15 protein-coding genes are annotated in these 16,113 nt (G+C 70.4%); 7 read left to right on the top strand and 8 right to left on the bottom strand.

What is annotated here, in order from left to right; translation table 11 throughout:
• Positions 1–2: 2 nt before the first annotated feature.
• Entirely contained in the window at positions 3–845 is an 843-nt protein-coding gene (locus tag ACFPZ3_RS08435) for an NAD(P)-dependent oxidoreductase (RefSeq protein WP_379513402.1), read from the bottom strand.
• Between the two features lie 144 nt (positions 846–989).
• Between ACFPZ3_RS08435 and ACFPZ3_RS08430 the strand changes: the two genes are divergently transcribed.
• From ACFPZ3_RS08430 to ACFPZ3_RS08415, 4 genes are read left to right on the top strand one after another with little or no spacing between them, the layout of a single operon-like run.
• The gene (locus ACFPZ3_RS08430) at positions 990–1,733 is read left to right on the top strand and encodes a PIG-L deacetylase family protein (protein WP_379513401.1); all 744 of its coding nucleotides are present in this window, start codon (positions 990–992) and stop codon (positions 1,731–1,733) included.
• The gene (locus ACFPZ3_RS08425) at positions 1,730–2,431 is read left to right on the top strand and encodes a 4-carboxy-4-hydroxy-2-oxoadipate aldolase/oxaloacetate decarboxylase (protein ID WP_379513400.1); all 702 of its coding nucleotides are present in this window, start codon (positions 1,730–1,732) and stop codon (positions 2,429–2,431) included. The genes ACFPZ3_RS08430 and ACFPZ3_RS08425 overlap by 4 nt, the downstream gene beginning before the upstream one ends.
• Entirely contained in the window at positions 2,421–3,497 is a 1,077-nt protein-coding gene (locus ACFPZ3_RS08420; protein WP_379513399.1) for a 4-oxalomesaconate tautomerase, read from the top strand. Before ACFPZ3_RS08425 ends, ACFPZ3_RS08420 begins: the two co-directional genes overlap by 11 nt.
• On the top strand, positions 3,494–4,450 hold the full coding sequence (locus ACFPZ3_RS08415; protein WP_379513398.1) for a catechol 2,3-dioxygenase: 957 nt from the start codon (positions 3,494–3,496) through the stop codon (positions 4,448–4,450). The genes ACFPZ3_RS08420 and ACFPZ3_RS08415 overlap by 4 nt, the downstream gene beginning before the upstream one ends.
• A 270-nt stretch (positions 4,451–4,720) precedes the next feature.
• Here the strand turns inward: ACFPZ3_RS08415 and ACFPZ3_RS08410 are convergent, their stop codons facing one another.
• On the bottom strand, positions 4,721–5,311 hold the full coding sequence (locus ACFPZ3_RS08410) for a helix-turn-helix domain-containing protein (RefSeq protein ID WP_379513397.1): 591 nt from the start codon (positions 5,309–5,311) through the stop codon (positions 4,721–4,723).
• A gap of 125 nt (positions 5,312–5,436) precedes the next feature.
• Between ACFPZ3_RS08410 and ACFPZ3_RS08405 the strand changes: the two genes are divergently transcribed.
• The 3 genes from ACFPZ3_RS08405 (at position 5,437) to ACFPZ3_RS08395 (ending at position 9,719) form a co-directional block, all read left to right on the top strand.
• On the top strand, positions 5,437–6,912 hold the full coding sequence (locus ACFPZ3_RS08405; protein ID WP_379513396.1) for an NCS1 family nucleobase:cation symporter-1: 1,476 nt from the start codon (positions 5,437–5,439) through the stop codon (positions 6,910–6,912).
• Positions 6,909–7,637, top strand: coding sequence for an aspartate/glutamate racemase family protein (locus ACFPZ3_RS08400; RefSeq protein ID WP_379513395.1), 729 nt, complete (start codon positions 6,909–6,911; stop codon positions 7,635–7,637). Before ACFPZ3_RS08405 ends, ACFPZ3_RS08400 begins: the two co-directional genes overlap by 4 nt.
• Before the next feature lie 123 nt (positions 7,638–7,760).
• Positions 7,761–9,719, top strand: a complete 1,959-nt coding sequence (locus ACFPZ3_RS08395) for a glycosyl hydrolase family 18 protein (RefSeq protein WP_379513394.1) — start codon at positions 7,761–7,763, stop codon at positions 9,717–9,719.
• A gap of 46 nt (positions 9,720–9,765) precedes the next feature.
• On the opposite strand, the gene ACFPZ3_RS08390 is transcribed toward ACFPZ3_RS08395, so the two are convergent.
• Genes ACFPZ3_RS08390 through ACFPZ3_RS08365 form a run of 6 tightly spaced genes read right to left on the bottom strand, consistent with a single transcriptional unit; the run spans position 9,766 to position 15,959 of the window.
• Positions 9,766–10,611, bottom strand: a complete 846-nt coding sequence (locus tag ACFPZ3_RS08390; RefSeq protein ID WP_379513393.1) for an aldo/keto reductase — start codon at positions 10,609–10,611, stop codon at positions 9,766–9,768.
• A gap of 17 nt (positions 10,612–10,628) precedes the next feature.
• Entirely contained in the window at positions 10,629–11,990 is a 1,362-nt protein-coding gene (locus ACFPZ3_RS08385; RefSeq protein WP_379513392.1) for a sulfatase-like hydrolase/transferase, read from the bottom strand.
• An 11-nt stretch (positions 11,991–12,001) separates the two neighbouring features.
• Positions 12,002–12,808: a carbohydrate ABC transporter permease gene (locus tag ACFPZ3_RS08380; protein ID WP_379513391.1), complete on the bottom strand. Its 807-nt coding sequence runs from the start codon at positions 12,806–12,808 to the stop codon at positions 12,002–12,004.
• The gene (locus tag ACFPZ3_RS08375) at positions 12,808–13,680 is read right to left on the bottom strand and encodes a carbohydrate ABC transporter permease (protein ID WP_379513390.1); all 873 of its coding nucleotides are present in this window, start codon (positions 13,678–13,680) and stop codon (positions 12,808–12,810) included. The genes ACFPZ3_RS08380 and ACFPZ3_RS08375 overlap by 1 nt, the downstream gene beginning before the upstream one ends.
• On the bottom strand, positions 13,677–14,942 hold the full coding sequence (locus tag ACFPZ3_RS08370; RefSeq protein ID WP_379513389.1) for an ABC transporter substrate-binding protein: 1,266 nt from the start codon (positions 14,940–14,942) through the stop codon (positions 13,677–13,679). Before ACFPZ3_RS08370 ends, ACFPZ3_RS08375 begins: the two co-directional genes overlap by 4 nt.
• 15 nt (positions 14,943–14,957) lie before the next feature.
• Complete coding sequence (locus ACFPZ3_RS08365; RefSeq protein WP_379513388.1) at positions 14,958–15,959, bottom strand: LacI family DNA-binding transcriptional regulator; 1,002 nt, start codon at positions 15,957–15,959, stop codon at positions 14,958–14,960.
• Positions 15,960–16,113: the final 154 nt, after the last annotated feature.

Here is a 16,113-nt window from a genome sequence, read left to right as displayed (position 1 = left end):
ACTCATGTCCCTCCGCCCTCCCGCCCGGGCGCGCCACCCGCTCTGGAGCCGTCCGGGACGGGCGGGACGCCGGTGCGGGTGACGCGGTCGAGGGTGGCGGTCGTGGCCTCGGTCATCGTGCTGGGCACCCCGAGTGCCTCCAGCATGCGCGTGGCGGCCTCCATCTCGTGCACCCGCCGCGTGCTGTGCTCCCCCGCCCCCTTCAGCAGCCGCACCACGAACTCCTCGTCGGCCCCCTCCACGGTCTCCAGCAGATGCCCCCAGAACCACTCCCCCAGCCCGGCCGCCTCCGCCGCCCGCTGCGACTCGATGACGAGCGCGCTCAACCCCTTCACCAGCACACTCCGCAACAACTTCCGCGCCGCCGCGTCGCCGGGCGAGCCGCCGATGGGCGTCACGGACATGCCGTGCGGGCCGGCGAAGGAGGCGAAGCGGCCGGCGTGCGGGCCGCTGGCCAGGACGGGGGTCCCGAGGCCGCGCAACGGGATGGGCGCCATGATCGCCCCGTCCACGACCGACGCCCCGACGGGCTCGAGCAGTTCGGCGATGCGGCGTTTGTCACCGGGCGCGCTGGTGGACAGGTCGGCGTAGAGGGTGCCCGGTGACAGGTGCGGGAGGGAGTCGGAGGCCGCGGTGAGGCTGTCGGCCCCGGTGGTCACGGCGATCACGACGTCGGCCCCGCGTACGGCCTCGGCATTCCCGCCGACCAGCCCGCCGACCAGCCCGGAGGACGATGGAGGGTAGGCGGGGTCGTAGACGCGCAACCGCACGCGGCTCCCGAGACCGTCGGCCAGAACGTGGCCGACCTCGCCGTAACCGAGCAGTGCCACCAGGGGCTCTTCCATCGACGTCCTCTCCCAACAATGGAAACAGCATCGTTGACAATATTGTCGATGTACAGCCGCAACACCAGGCCCACAGCCAACCGTCGTGCGGATTGTCAGCGAAAGTGTTGACAATCCAGCTGCGGGGCTCCTAGCGTCAGGCGAGTGACCTCGGCAAAGACCTCTCCCCGTACCCTCCTGGTCGTCAGCGCCCACGCGGGCGACTTCGTCTGGCGCGCCGGCGGCGCGATAGCCCTCGCCGCCGCCCGCGGCGAGCGCGCCAAAGTGGTCTGTCTCAGCTTCGGCGAGCGCGGCGAGTCCGCCAAAGCGTGGCGGGCCGGCAACACGCTGGAGGAGATCAAGGCGATCCGCCGCGAGGAGGCGCGGAACGCCGCCGCGGCGCTGGGCGCCGAGATCGAGTTCTTCGACGCGGGCGACTATCCCCTGGTGGAGACCCACGAGCTGGTGGACCGGCTGGTGGGCGTCTACCGGGAGCTCGCACCCGACGTGGTGCTGACCCATCCGCTGGCCGACCCGTACAACGGGGACCACCCGGCGGCGGCCCGCATGGCGCTGCAGGCCCGCGTGCTGGCGCAGGCGATAGGCTACGACGCGCCCGGTGAACCGCTCGGCGCGCCACCGGTGTTCTTCTTCGAGCCGCACCAGCCCGAGCAGTGCGACTTCAAGCCGGAGGTGCTGCTCGACATCACCCCGGTCTTCGACAGGAAGCGCAAGGCCATGGAGTGCCTGCCGGCCCAGCAGCACATGTGGGACTACTACACCGACCTGGCCAAGCGCCGCGGCGTGCAGCTCAAGCGCAACGCGGGCCCGAACCTGGGGCTGGCGCACGACACCATGGGCGAGGCCTACATGCGCCTCTACCCGCAGGTCACGGACACCCTGGCATGAGGAACGTGGTCGTCACCGACATCCCGCGCTCGGACCCCGCCAGGATCGGCACCCTGGCCGCGTACGGCGTCGCGACCGTCCACGAGGCCCTCGGCCGCACCGGCTACCTGGGCCCAGGGCTGCGCCCCGCGTGGCCGGGCGCCAGGACGGGCGGCAACGCGGTCACCGTGGTGTGCTGGCCGGGCGACAACCTGATGATCCACGTCGCGGTCGAGCAGTGCCGCGAGGGCGACCTGCTGGTCGTCACCACGACCTCGCCGTCCACGGACGGCCTGTTCGGGGAGTTGTTCGCCACCGCGCTGCGCCACCGCGGCGTGCGCGGGGTGGTGATCGACGCGGGCGTGCGCGACGTGGCCGAGCTGCGCGCCATGGGCTTTCCCGCCTGGAGCGCGGCGGTCAGCGCGCAGGGCACGGTGAAGGCGACGCCGGGCGCGGTCAACGTGCCGGTCTCGATCGGCGGCCGGCTCGTACGCCCCGGCGACACGATCCTCGCCGACGACGACGGCGTGCTGGTGTGCCCCCGGGAGGACCTGGAGCGCGGCATCGAAGCCTCCGCCGCCAGGGCCGCCAAGGAGGCCGCCGCGCGGGAGGCGTTCGAGAAGGGCGAGCTCGGCCTCGACCGGTACGGCCTGCGCGAGCGCCTGCCGGAGCTGGGCATTACCTACATGACGGCGGAGGAGTACAACGGTGACCGATGACGGTGTGCCCTGCATGCTGATGCGGGGCGGCACCTCCAAGGGCGCCTACTTCCTGGCCGGCGACCTCCCCGGCGACCCGCGGGAGCGCGACGACCTGCTCCTGCGCATCCTGGGCAGCCCCGACCCGCGCCAGATCGACGGCATCGGCGGCGCGCACCTGCTGACCAGCAAGGTCGCCGTGGTGTCCAGGAGCGCCGACCCCTCCGCCGACCTCGACTACCTCTTCCTGCAGGTCGCGGTGGACGAGCCGGCGGTGTCGGCCCGCCAGAACTGCGGCAACATCCTGGCCGGCGTCGGCCCGTTCGGCGTGGAGCGCGGCCTGGTCGAGCCGGGCGGCGAGCGCACCGGCGTACGCATCCGCCTGGTCAACACCGGCGGCATCGCCACCGCCACCTTCCCGACGCCGGGCGGCCTGGTCGACTACCGGGGCGGCACCGCCATCTCCGGGGTCCCGGGGACGGCCGCGGCCGTCGTGCTGGGATTCGCGGACACGGCGGGCTCCACCATCGGGAAGCTGCTGCCCACCGGGCACGAGACAGACGTGATCGACGGGATCGAGGTGACCTGCGTGGACAACGGCATGCCGGTCGTCGTCGCCGCGGCCGAGGACCTGGGCGTCACGGGCTACGAGTCGCACGAGGAGCTCGCGGCGGACACCGCGCTGCTGGAGCGGGTGCAGTCGTTGCGCCTGCGGGCCGGCGAGCTCATGGGGCTCGGCGACGTGGCGGGCGAGCCGGTGCCGAAGACCACGCTGGTCGCGCCGCCCAGGGACGGCGGGGCGCTGTGCACCCGTACGTTCATCCCGGTGCGCCCGCACACGGCGATCGGCGTGCTGGGCGCCATCAGCGTCGTCACGGCGGCGCTGCTCCGGCACGGCGTGGCCGGGCGCTACGCGCGCCTGCCCGAGGGCAGCCGGGTGGACGTCGAGCACGCCACCGGGCACCTGCAGGTCGAGGTGGAGCTCGACCTGTCCACGACTCCGCCCACGGCGCTGCGGGCCGCCAGCGTGCGCACCGCGCGCAAGCTCTTCGACGGAACGGTCTACCCACGGGAAGGAAATCCGTGAACGCCCTGCTGCACGACGTCGCCCACCTCGGCCACGTCGAACTGCTCACCCCGGAGCCGGAGCGGAGCCTGTGGTTCTTCACCGACATCCTCGGCATGACCGCCGCCGGCGCCGAGGGAGACTCGGTCTACCTGCGCACCTATGACGACTACGAGCACCACAGCCTGACCCTGACGGCGCACCGCACCTCGGGCATCCGCACGACGGGCCTGCGCGCGGCCGGCCAGGAGGCGCTGGAGCGCAGGGTGCTGGCGATCAAGGACGCGGGGCTGGGCATCGGCTGGATCGACGGCGAGCCTGGACGCGGCCCGACCTACGCCTTCCGCGACCCCGACGGCCACGAGATGCGCCTGTACTGGGAGTCGCAGTGGTACGAGGCCCCCGAGGAGCTGCGCCCCGCCCTGAAGAACCAGCCGCAGGCCTTCCCCCGCCACGGCGTCGGCGTGCGCCGCCTCGACCACATCAACTACCTGGCCGCCGAGGCGGCAGCCAGTGGCGCGTTCGTACGTGACGCGCTCGGCGCACGCGTGACCGAGCAGATCATGCTGGACACCGGCCGGATCTCGGCCCAGTGGCTGCACTTCGCGAACAAGTCGTACGACCTCGTCTACACCGACGACTGGTCGGGCGCCTCAGGGCGGCTGCACCACATCGCGTTCGCCACGAACGCCCGCGAGGACATCCTGCGCGCCGCCGACATCTGCCTGGACAACGGCGTCTTCATCGAGACGGGCCCGCACAAGCACGCCATCCAGCAGACGTTCTTCCTGTACGTGTACGAGCCCGGCGGCAACCGCATCGAGCTGTGCAACCCGCTGACCAGGCTCATCCTGGCCCCCGACTGGCGGACCATCACGTGGACGGAGGCCGAGCGCGCCAAGGGCCAGGCGTGGGGCCTGAAGACGATCTCCTCCTTCCACACGCACGGGACTCCACCGCTCAGCCCAGCTTGACCGCCCACGCCGGGTGCTCGCCCGGCGCCAGCTCGACGAAGCCGGGCAGGTCGCGCCTGCACGGCCGCCCGGGCAGGGTCGCGGCAGGCCTGCACCTGGTCGCATTCGCGCAGGTAGGGCCCGAGCCGGTCGATCGTGGGGGCGGTCAGGCGCACCCGCGCAGCGGCGCGGCCGAGGTGGGGGGCGGTCAGGCGCACCCGCGCAGCGGCCGCGCCGCTCAGCCGCAGGATCTCCGTGCCTCGGACGGCGAAGGCCGTTCTGTAACCGTTCTCAGCGGTGCACGATGAGCCAGGTGGCGATGGCTGTGACGGTTTCCGAGTGGTTGCCGATGATGTGCGGGCGGCTGCAGGGGAACGTCACGGAATCGCCCTCCGCCAGGGTCACGACCTCCGACTCGAACTCGATCGTCAGCTCCCCCGCCGTGACCGTGCCCACCTCGTATCCCTCGTGCTTGAGGAAGCGCCCGTGAGCGGTGGAGACCGCGCGCGGCGGATAGGTGGACTCGAAGAACTCCACGTCCGGCGTCGGCCCGGGTGACAGGCGCCGAAACGTCACTCCCCCGCCGAGCAGTATCGGCGCCACCTCCCATGACCGCCTGATGGCGAGCCCCGGCACGGCGTCGGAGGCCGGGGGCCGCTGCTCGTCGAAGTCGAACACGGCCGCCAGTGGCGCGTCGATGGCCGACACGTACGCGATCAGCCGGCTCACGGACGGGCGCATCGTCCCCCGCTCGATCTGCGACACCGCGCTGGCCGAGATGCCCAGCTCCCGCGCCACCGCCCTCAGCGACTTGCCCGACCGCGTACGCAACTCCCGCAGCCGCTGACCGAGGCGCTCGTTGCTGACCGCATCCAGCTCCATGTCCTCCGTCACAGGGGATTTACATGGGCGCAATGAGCACCCGGCTGTCCAGGCATACATTCACATCAGGTGTTAAGTGATCGCTTAACACCTGGGCGAATCGCTACCCCCCAAGGATGCCGCACATGACACAGCCCACCGTCGCGCAGGCCCCGCCCTACGATCCCCGGCTCACCAACGAGGACCTGGCGCCGCTGAAGAAGCAGACCTGGTCGTCGTACAACATCTTCGCCTTCTGGATGTCCGACGTGCACAGCGTCGGCGGCTACGTGACCGCGGGCAGCCTGTTCGCGCTGGGCCTGGCGAGCTGGCAGGTGTTGTTCGCGCTGCTGGCCGGCATCGTCATCGTCAACGTCTTCTGCAACCTGGTGGCCAAGCCGAGCCAGGTCAGCGGGGTGCCGTACCCGGTGATCAACCGCGCCGTGTTCGGGGTGCTCGGCGCGAACATCCCGGCCATCGTGCGCGGCGCGATCGCGATCGCCTGGTACGGCGTGCAGACCTACCTGGCCTCCCAGTCGCTCATCATCATCTTCCTGAAGTTCTGGCCCGCCACCGCCGCGCTCAACGAGACGAGCTTCCTCGGCCTGCCCGTGCTCGGCTACATCTGCTACGCCATCCTCTGGGTCGCCCAGGCGGCGGTGTTCTGGCGCGGCATGGACGCGATCCGGCGGTTCGTGGACTTTGCCGGGCCCGCCGTGTACGTGGTCATGCTCGTGCTGGCGATCTACCTGGTGAGCCAGGCGGGCTGGGAGAACCTCAGCCTGGACCTGTCGGGCGGCGACAGCCTCGGGTTCGCCGAGTCGATCCCGGTGATGCTGGGCGCGATCGCGCTGGTCGTGTCGTACTTCTCGGGGCCGATGCTGAACTTCGGCGACTTCTCCCGCTACGGGCGCTCGTTCGAGGCCGTCAAGCGCGGCAACCTGCTCGGCCTGCCGGTCAACTTCCTGTTCTTCTCCCTGCTGACGGTGATCACCGCGTCAGCCACCGTGCCCGTGTTCGGCGAGCTGATCACCGACCCGATCCACACGGTGCAGCGCATCGACACGCCGTTCGCGATCCTGCTCGGCGGCCTCACCTTCGTGATCGCGACCGTGGGCATCAACATCGTGGCGAACTTCATCTCGCCGGCGTTCGACTTCTCCAACGTCAGCCCGCAGCGGATCAGCTGGCGTACCGGCGGGATGATCGCGGCGGTCGGCTCGGTGCTGCTCACCCCCTGGAACTGGTACGGCAACCCGGACGCCATCCACTACACGCTGGGCCTGCTGGGCGCGCTGATCGGGCCGCTGTTCGGCATCCTGATCGCGGGCTACTACGTGTGCGCGCGGCAGCGGGTGGCCGTGGACGAGCTGTTCACCATGAACCCGGAGGGGCGCTACTGGTTCAGCAGGGGCTACAACCCGAACGCGATCTGGGCCACGGTCGCCAGCGGCGTGCCGGCCATCGCCTCGGTGCTGGTGCCGAAGATGCTGCTCGACCTGGGCGTCACCACGGCCGACCTGACGTGGATCGCCGACTACAGCTGGTTCATCGGCTGCGGGCTCGGCTTCGTGGCGCTGCTCGCGCTGGAGCGGCGGACCCCCAGGATCACCGCCGCATGACCCACATCAAGGTGATCAACCCGAACACCGCCCTGGCCATGACCGCCTCCATCGGTCGTTGCGCCAGGGCGGTGGCGTCCCCGTCGACCACCGTGACGGCGGTGAGCCCGGCCATGGGCCCCGCGTCGATCGAGAGCCACTACGACGAGGCGCTGGCCGTGCCGGGAGTGCTGACCGAGGTGGCGGCGGGCGAGCGGGAGGGCGTGGACGCGTACGTCATCGCCTGCTTCGGCGATCCCGGCCTGGACGCCGCCCGCGAGCTGGCCACCGGCCCCGTGCTCGGCGTCGCGGAGGCCGCGATGCACGCCGCCACGCTGGTCGGGCGCGGGTTCAGCGTGGTGACGACGCTCTCCAGGACCATCGGCCGGGCCTGGGACCTGGCCCACCGGTACGGCTTCGCCGCCGCCTGCCGGGGCGTGCACGCCTGCGACATCCCGGTCCTGGACCTGGAGGACCCCTCCGCCCGCGAGGCCGTCACCGCGTTGTGCGCCGAGGCGGTCGAGCGCGACGGGAGCGACTCGATCGTGCTGGGCTGCGCGGGCATGGCCGACTTCTGCGCCGGGATCTCCCGGGTGACGGGCGTGCCGGTGATCGACGGGGTGGGGGCGGCGACCAGGTTCGCCGAGTCGCTGGTGGCCCTCGGCCTGCGGACGAGCACACGCGGGGAGTACGCGGCGCCGCCACGGAAGCAGTATTCGGGTTTACTGCGCGATTTCACGATCTGAGCGCTACGTCTTGACGCCTTCCTCGGCTTCGGGCTACGGTCGTCTCATAATTAAAAGGAAACTTTACTATTAGTTTCCTAGGCATCCCACCCCCTGTAGACCCCCAACGGATGTCGGAGCGTCATGAGACACACCATCCTGAGCAAGGTCCTCGCCGGACTGGCGGCCTTAGCGCTGCCCCTCACCGCGGCGGTCGTCGCCCCGCCCGGGGCCGCCGCGTCGGCCTCACAGGTCTTCTTCGCCGACTGGGCGCCGTGGACGGCGTACGCGGCGGGCACACGCGTCACCTACAACGGCGTCGAGTACGAGTGCGTCCAGAGCCACACCTCCCAGCCCGGCTGGGAGCCCCCGAACGTGCCGGCCCTGTGGAAGACCACGGGCGGCGGTGGCGGCGACACCACCGCGCCGAGTGTCCCCGGCAACCTGCGTTCGACCGGGGTCACCAACAACAGCGTTGCCCTCGCGTGGAACGCCAGCACCGACAACGTCGGCGTCACCGGCTACGAGATCTACCGCGGCGGCACCCTCATCACCACCGTCACCGGCACCACCCACACCGACACCGGACTCAGCGCCAGCACCGTCTACAGCTACACCGTCCGAGCCCGCGACGCCGCGGGCAACCGCTCCGCCAACAGCGCCTCGGTCAGCGCCACGACCACGGGCGGCGGCGGAGGCGACACCGCCGCGCCGACCGTGCCCGGCAACTTCCGCTCGACCGGCGTGACCAACAACAGCGTCGCCCTCGCCTGGAACGCCAGCACCGACAACGTCGGCGTCACCGGCTACGAGATCTACCGCGGCGGCACCCTCATCACCACCGTCACCGGCACCACCCACACCGACACCGGGCTGAGCGCCAGCACCGCCTACAGCTACACCGTCCGAGCCCGCGACGCCGCGGGCAACCGCTCCGCCAACAGCGCGTCCGTGACCGCCACGACCACGGGCGGCGGCGGAGGCGGCGGGAACAAGGTGCTCGGCTACTTCGTGCAGTGGGGCGTCTACCAGCGCGGATACCACGTCAAGAACATCGACACCAGCGGCTCGGCGGCCAAGCTGACGCACATCAACTACGCCTTCGGCAACGTGCAGAACGGGCAGTGCACGATCGGCGACAGCTACGCCGACTACGACCGCTTCTACCAGGCGGGCGAGAGCGTGGACGGCGTCGCCGACACCTGGGACGCCGGCGCGCTGCGCGGCAGCTTCAACCAGCTCCGCAAGCTCAAGAAGAAGTACCCGAACCTGAAGGTGCTGTTCTCCTTCGGCGGCTGGACCTGGTCGGGCGGCTTCACCCAGGCCGCCCAGAACCCGACGGCCTTCGCCAACTCCTGCTACAACCTGGTCGAGGACCCGCGCTGGGCCGACGTGTTCGACGGCATCGACCTTGACTGGGAATACCCGAACGCCTGCGGCCTGACCTGCGACGCCAGCGGCGCGGCCGCGTTCAGGAACGTCATGTCGGCGATGCGCTCCCGCTTCGGCTCCGGCAACCTGGTCACCGCCGCGATCACCGCCGACGGCACCAGCGGCGGCAAGATCGACGCGGCCGACTACGGCGGCGCGGCGCAGTACGTCGACTGGTACAACGTCATGACCTACGACTTCTTCGGCGCCTTCGCGGCCCAGGGCCCGACGGCCCCGCACTCGCCGCTCACCAACTACACCGGCATCCCCACGCCCGGCTTCTACTCCGACAACGCGATCCAGAAGCTCAAGAGCAAGGGCGTGCCGTCGAGCAAGCTGCTGCTCGGCATCGGCTTCTACGGCCGCGGCTGGACCGGGGTCACGCAGGCCGCGCCGGGCGGCACGGCCACGGGGGCGGCGCCGGGGACGTACGAGGCGGGCATCGAGGACTACAAGGTGCTCAAGACGCGCTGCCCGGCCAACGGCACCGTCGCGGGCACGGCGTACGCCTACTGCGGCAACCAGTGGTGGAGCTACGACACACCGTCCACCATCGGCGGCAAGATGAGCTACTCGAAGAACCAGGGCCTCGGCGGCGCGTTCTTCTGGGAGCTCAGCGGCGACACCACGAACGGCGAACTGCTCACGGCCATGAGGAGCGGCCTGGGCTGACGCCCTGATCGGGGCCGGCCCTCCTCCGGGGAGGGCCGGCCTTCCCTCATCCCAGCTCGCCGAGCTGCTCGGGCGTCAGCGACACGGTCGAGGCGCCCAGGTTCTCCTCCAGGTGGGCGACCGACGAGGTGCCGGGGATCGCCGCCACGACCGGGGAACGGGCCAGCAACCAGGCCAGGCTGACCTGCGAGGGCGTGGCCCCCACCGCCTTGGCGACGTGCTCCACCGCGCTGCCGGGGACGGCCAGGGCGCCCTTGGCGATCGGGCTGTAGGAGATGAACGCGATGCCCTGCTCCTCGCAGTGCTCCAGCACGTCCTCATAGACGCGGTTGGAGAGGTTGTAGCGGTTCTGGACGCTGGCGATCTCGACGATGCGCCGCGAACGTTCCAGCTCCTCGACGCTCACCCCCGACAGGCCGACGGCGCCGATCTTCCCCTCGTCCTGGAGCGCCTTCAGCTCGCCGAGCTGCTCCTCCAGCGTCACCTTCGGGTCGATGCGGTGCAGCTGGAGCAGGTCGAGGCGGTCCAGCCCGAGCCGGCGCAGGCTCATCTCGACCTCCTGCCGCAGGTACTCCGCCCGCCCCACGGCATGCCACTGGCTGGGCCCCGTGCGGACGTAGCCGACCTTGGTGGCGATCAGCAAGTCCTCCGGGTACGGGTGCAGCGCCTCCCGGATGATCTCCTCGTTGACGTACGGCCCGTAGGCGTCGGCCGTGTCGATGAGGTTCACCCCCAGCTCCACCACCCGGCGCAGGACCCGGACGGCTGCATCGCGGTCACGGGGCGGGCCCCAGACGCCCGGCCCCGTGAGGCTCATGGCCCCGAAGCCGAGACGGTGCACGGTCCTGCCGCCCAGGGCGATCGTGCCGGTGGACGGGAGCGAAATGGACATCGCGGTTCCTTACCTCGTCAGTGCCTCGGCTGGTGACCGTACCGGACGGGCTTGGGGCCGCGAAGGCGCACCTCCGGGTCGGGCATGGCCTGCTCGCGGCCCGGCCGCTCCTCCGCCGGGTCGATGACCGGGCGCTCCTCCCCCGCCGCGACGATCCGGCGGACCAGCCGCTCGCGGAGCTCCTCCGCCACCTCCGCGTGGGAGCCGTAGCCCGCCAGGTTGACCAGCTCGTGCGGGTCGTTCTCCAGGTCGTACAGGGCCTGCTCGCGGTAGCGGGCGGCGGCGGAGACGTCCCAGGGGTGGGCGTCCTCGGCGACGGCGTAGTACTTCCACCGCGACGTGCGGATGCCGCGGCCCACCTCCGACTCGCTCACCTGGAAGAACACCTCCTCAGGCCAGTCCGCGCGGGAGTCGCGCACCAGCGGCAGGAAGGAGCGGCCCTGCATCGCCGACGGGACCTCCAGCCCGGCGGCCTCCAGCAGGGTCGGGGGCAGGTCGAGGGTGCTGACCGGGCGCGAGATCGCGCCGCCGCCGTCGAAGCCGGGGCCGCGCAGCGCCAGGGGCACGCGCAGGGAGGCGTCGTGGCAGGAACGTTTGTACTCGCCGTTGCGGGTCTTGAAGTGGTTGCCGTGGTCGGAGGTGTAGGCGACGATCGTGTCGTCCAGCAGGTCCATGCTGCGCAGCGCGTCCAGCAGCCGGCCCAGGCCCTCGTCCAGGCGCTTGACCTGGCCCAGGTAGCCGCCCATGTGCTGGTGGGCCGTGCCGCCGAGCGCGGCCAGGTCCGGCGGCATCCAGCGGCCCTGATAGCGCTCCTCGTAGCCCTCGGGGGCCGGGTAGTTGTCCACCTCGTTCTGGTGGTGCGGCTCCAGGAAGGACAGGAACAGGTAGAACGGCTCGTCGGCGTGGTCGGCGACGAAGCGCACGGCCGCGTCCATGAGGGCGTCGGAGCGGTAGCCGGGCAGCAGGACGGGGTCGTTCGCCTCGTCGTACACGATCGTGCGGTAGGCGTCGGAGGTGTGCTCCAGCGCGTTGGCGGCCAGCCACGACTGGTAGCCGCCGCGCTCGCCCTCCGGGACCGGCTCGCTGCCGGCCAGGTGCCACTTGCCGATGTAGCCGGTGGCGTAGCCGGCCGCGCCGAAGTGGTGCGCGAGCGTGCGCTCCTCCGGCGGCAGGACGCGGCCGTTGCGGTAGACGCCGGTCGTGGTCGGGTAGCGGCCCGTCTGCAACGCCGCCCTGGCGGGCGCGCACACCGGCTGCGGGGTGAGCGCGACCGTGGCCTGCGTGCCGTTCCTGGCCATTCTGTCGAGGTTCGGGGTGAAGGGGCCGACGGTGTCCCACCGCTGCTGGTCGGTGAAGACAACGATCACGTTCGGGCGCAAAAGGGAAACTCCTATCGAAGACCGGTCAGTGCGATACCCCGTACGAAGTATCGCTGGGTCAGGATGAACAGGACGGCGGTGGGGACGAAGAGGATCACCGAGCCGGCCGCCGTCAGGTGCCACAACGTGAAGTACTCCTGGTTGAACAGGGTGAGCCCGACCGGGATGGTGCGCATCTCGGGCGTGCTGGTGGCGACCAGCGGCCAGAGGAACTCATTCCACTGGAAGACGAACGTGAACAACCCGAGCACGGCCAGCGCGGGCCGCGTCTGCGGCAGGATGACGCTCCGGTAGACCCGCAGCTCCGAGGCGCCGTCGATGCGGGCCGCGCTGATCAGGTCGTCGGGGATGGGCTGGATGAACTGCCGCATGAGGAAGATCCCGAACGCGTCCATGAGGAACGGGGTGATCAGCCCCTGGTAGGTGTCGAGCCAGCCGAGGTTGGCCATGAGCACGTACAGCGGGATCATCCGCACGAAGAACGGCACCATCAGCGTGGCCAGCAGCCCCACGAACAACGTGTTGCGCAGCGGGAAGCGGAACTTGGCGAACACGTAGCCGACGAGCGGGTCGAACACCAGGTGCGCCAGCGTGATGAAACCGGCCACGACGAGGCTGTTGACGATGAAGTTGCCGAACGGCGCCCGCGTGAACAACTCGGCGTAGTTGCCCCACTGCGGCGTCTCCGGCACCAGGACGGCCTCGGCCGACAACGTCTCGGCCTCGGTCTGGAGCGACAACGAGAGCATGTAGAGCAGCGGCACGACCATGACCAGCGAGGCCAGCGTGAGCAGGGTGTAGAGCAGCGTTTTGCGCATCAGTACGTGACCTCCCCGCGCCGCCCGGCCCGCAACTGGATCACGGTGAACGCCACGATCACGATCAGCAGCAGCACCGACTGCGCCGAGGAGTAGCCGAAGTCCCTGGTACGGAAGGCGACGTTGAAGATGTGGAAGACCGACAGGTCGGTGGCGTCACCCGGCCCGCCGCCGGTGATGATGTACGCCTGCCCGAACGCCTGAAGTCCCGAGATAACCGCCATGACCGACACGAAGAGCGTGGTCGGGGCGAGCAGCGGCAGCGTGATCCGCCAGAACCGGCGCCAGGCGTCCGCCCCGTCGATCTTGGCGGCCTCGTGATACGTCTCCGGGATGCCCTGCAGCCCCGCCAGGAACAACACCATCGTGTAGCCGACGCTCTGCCACAACGTGACGGCGGCGATCGTGAGCAGCGGCGCGGTGTTGAGCCACTGCTGCCCGGGCAGCCCGAGCGAGCCCAGCACCCGGTTCAGCACGCCCAGTTCGGGGTCGAGGATGTTGCGCCAGAGCAGCCCGACGATCGCCACCGAGGTCAGGTACGGCACCAGCAGCAACACCCGGTAGGCCACCCGCCCTTTGAGCGGCTGGTCGATCGCCAGCGCCAGGGCCAGCCCGAGCACGATCGAGCCGGCCACCACGGCCACGGAGAAGGCGACCGTGACCAGGAACGAGTGCCGCACCGCCGGATCCGCCAGAGCCTGGGTGTAGTTGCCCAGGCCGGTCCACTGGTCGGCCATCGGGCCCGTGCGGAAGCTCGTGGCCACCACGTTGCCGATCGGCAGGTAGAAGAAGGCGGCGAAGAACAGGATCGCGGGCAGGAGGAAGAGGTACGCGGTCCTGGCGTACCGTCCGTACAAGGTGCGCGGCCTCACTTCAGGAAGCCCTCCGTCGTCCTCGCGAACTTCGCGAGCGTCTCGGCGGCCGGCTGGTTCTGGATGAGCACCTGCTGGTACATGACCTTGAGCTCCTCCTCCCACTTGCCGAGCTGTCCGGTCAGGCGCACCTGCTGGGAGGAGTCCTTGGCGTTCGGCAGCGCGTCGGCGAAGACCTTGATGGCCTCGTTCGACTGCACCTCGGGCAGCTCGGTCCAGGAGACGCGCGGCATGAGCATGCCGGTCTCCTTGGTGGCGGCCTGCTCGACCTGAAGGGCGGTGACGCGCTTGATGAAGTCCCACGACAGGTCGGGTCTGGCCGCCTTGGCGGGCACGAACATGCTCACGCCCGCCGCCTGCGTGTCCGACGTCTTGTGCTTCAGCGGCGGCGCCACGCCGAGCTCGATGTCGGGGCTGGTCTTCTTGATCGGGTCCAGGTCCCAGGGGCCCGTGAAGATCATCGCGGCGCGCTTGGCCGAGAACAACTTCTGCGGGCCCGAGTAGTCCGTGCCCGACACCGGCACGGGGGCCACCTTGTGCTTGTGGATCAGGTCGGCCTGGAACTGCAGGGCCGCGACCGCGTCCGCCGCCGGGGTCATGACCTTGCCGGTCTTCGGGTCGTACGGGGTGACACCGGCCTGGACCATCCACGGCCACAGGTAGGTGTAGTCCTGGTTGAGCGCGACGCCGTACACGCCGTCCTTGGTCAGCTTCTTCGCCGCGTCGAGGAACTCCTCCCAGGTGGTCGGCACCGCCACCCCCGCGTCCCTGAGCATGGCCTTGTTGTAGAGGAGGGTGTTGCAGGTCAGGTGGAGCTGTACGCCGTACACCTTGCCCTGGTAGGAGTTGCGCTCGACCGTCACCGGCTGCCAGTCCGAGGGGAAGCCCATCGCCTGGCCGTCGCGGTCGACGTAGTCCTGCAACGAGCGGGCGTTGCCGGAGACCGCGAACTCCTGCACCCACCCGCCCGGCTCCTCCACCAGGTCGGGCACGGTCCCGGAGGCGAAGTCGGCCAGCAGCCTGGTCCGCAGGTCCGGCCACTGGTACTTCTGCAGGTTCACCTTGACCTTGTTGGCCTGCTCGAACTCGGCGATCACCGTGCGGTAGGCCTGGTAGTCGTGGCCCGCGTTCCAGTAGACCGTGAACGTGCCGGGCGCGGCGCCCGGCGCGGTCGGCGCCCCCGCGCACGAGGACAGGACCGGCACGGCGGCGGCCGCCCCGACGAGGCGGAGCAGGTCACGGCGTGAGGGGTGGGAATGCATCTCGGGGTTTCCCTTCTAGGACGAGCCCCGCCGCACGAAGGTCCACGAACGGACGATCTCGCGGGCGGGCGGCGGCTCCTCGGCCTGGAGGCGGTCGAAGAGCAGGCGTACGACGTCGGTGTAGTCGTGCCGGATCGGGCCGACGGTGCTGAGCTGCGGATTGCTGATGAGACCCTCGTCGATGTTGCCGGAGCCGACGATCGCGACGTCGCCGGGCACGCTCAGCCCCAGGTCCCTGGCGGCCCAGATGGCGCTGATCGCCGCCCTGTCGGAGGCGGCGAAGATCGCGTCGGGCCGGTCGGGTGAGCTGAGCAGCTCGGTCGCGGTCTGGTACGCCGCCACGCGGTCGTCGGCACCCCCGGTGACGATGCGTTCGTTGACGCCGTGCCGCTCCAGGGCCGTGGTGTAACCGAGCAGCCGCCCGGCGGGCCGCTCCCGGTAGATCTCGTGCCGGTGCGCCATGAACGCGACCCGCCGCCGGCCCGTGGCCAGCAGGTGCTCGACCGCCTCGGCGGACGCCTCGGCCTCCGGAGTGCGTACGACGTCGCAGCCCTCCAGCCCGCTCTCGTTGCTCAGCACCACCATCGGCAGCCCGGTGGCGGCCAGCCCCGGGAGCAGGTCGTGCTCAAGGTGGTCGCCGACGACGTTGATCAGGGCGCCGTCGGCGATGCCGCCGCGCAGCGCGTCCACCGCGGCCTGGGCGCGGGCCTGGGAGTAGACGGCGAGCGAGACCACGGAGTAGCCCCGCGCGTCGGCCATCTCGTGCAGGTCCGTGGCCAGCCGCTCGTCGGTCGGCACGCCGCCGAACGAGCTCAGCACCAGGCAGACCCGCTGGGTGCGGCGCTTGCGCAGGCTCCTGGCGGCCTGGTTGGGGGTGTAGCCGAGTTGCCTGGCGGCGTCGAGCACCCGCTGCCTGGTCTCGGCGGCCACCGGTCGGTTCTTGCCGCTGAGCACGTAGGAAACGGTCGCCACCGACACGTTCGCCAGCTCGGCCACTTGTCGCGCTGTTGGTCTCATGTTAGTCGAATAACCTAGCATTCCCTACAGGATTATGGGGTAATCGATGCCGCTGGATCTCGGTAAGCAGGTCAGCGTATGGAGGATCTTCACTCCTCGGCCATCGGCCGATGTGAAACGATTAACACCGTAATCCTTCACGTGCGGCTCGATC

The organism is Nonomuraea insulae (assembly GCF_042656245.1).
This window is presented reverse-complemented; position numbering and strand designations above follow the sequence as displayed.

Excerpts from the sequence above, each read along its gene's own strand:
- ACFPZ3_RS08390 (WP_379513393.1), bottom strand. The coding sequence starts at position 10,611 with ATGTCCATTTCGCTCCCGTCCACCGGCACGATCGCCCTGGGCGGCAGG.
- ACFPZ3_RS08405 (WP_379513396.1), top strand. The coding sequence starts at position 5,437 with ATGACACAGCCCACCGTCGCGCAGGCCCCGCCCTACGATCCCCGGCTC.
- ACFPZ3_RS08400 (WP_379513395.1), top strand. The coding sequence starts at position 6,909 with ATGACCCACATCAAGGTGATCAACCCGAACACCGCCCTGGCCATGACC.
- ACFPZ3_RS08410 (WP_379513397.1), bottom strand. The coding sequence starts at position 5,311 with ATGGAGCTGGATGCGGTCAGCAACGAGCGCCTCGGTCAGCGGCTGCGG.
- ACFPZ3_RS08435 (WP_379513402.1), bottom strand. The coding sequence starts at position 845 with ATGGAAGAGCCCCTGGTGGCACTGCTCGGTTACGGCGAGGTCGGCCAC.
- ACFPZ3_RS08380 (WP_379513391.1), bottom strand. The coding sequence starts at position 12,808 with ATGCGCAAAACGCTGCTCTACACCCTGCTCACGCTGGCCTCGCTGGTC.
- ACFPZ3_RS08370 (WP_379513389.1), bottom strand. The coding sequence starts at position 14,942 with ATGCATTCCCACCCCTCACGCCGTGACCTGCTCCGCCTCGTCGGGGCG.
- ACFPZ3_RS08425 (WP_379513400.1), top strand. The coding sequence starts at position 1,730 with ATGAGGAACGTGGTCGTCACCGACATCCCGCGCTCGGACCCCGCCAGG.
- ACFPZ3_RS08365 (WP_379513388.1), bottom strand. The coding sequence starts at position 15,959 with ATGAGACCAACAGCGCGACAAGTGGCCGAGCTGGCGAACGTGTCGGTG.
- ACFPZ3_RS08395 (WP_379513394.1), top strand. The coding sequence starts at position 7,761 with ATGAGACACACCATCCTGAGCAAGGTCCTCGCCGGACTGGCGGCCTTA.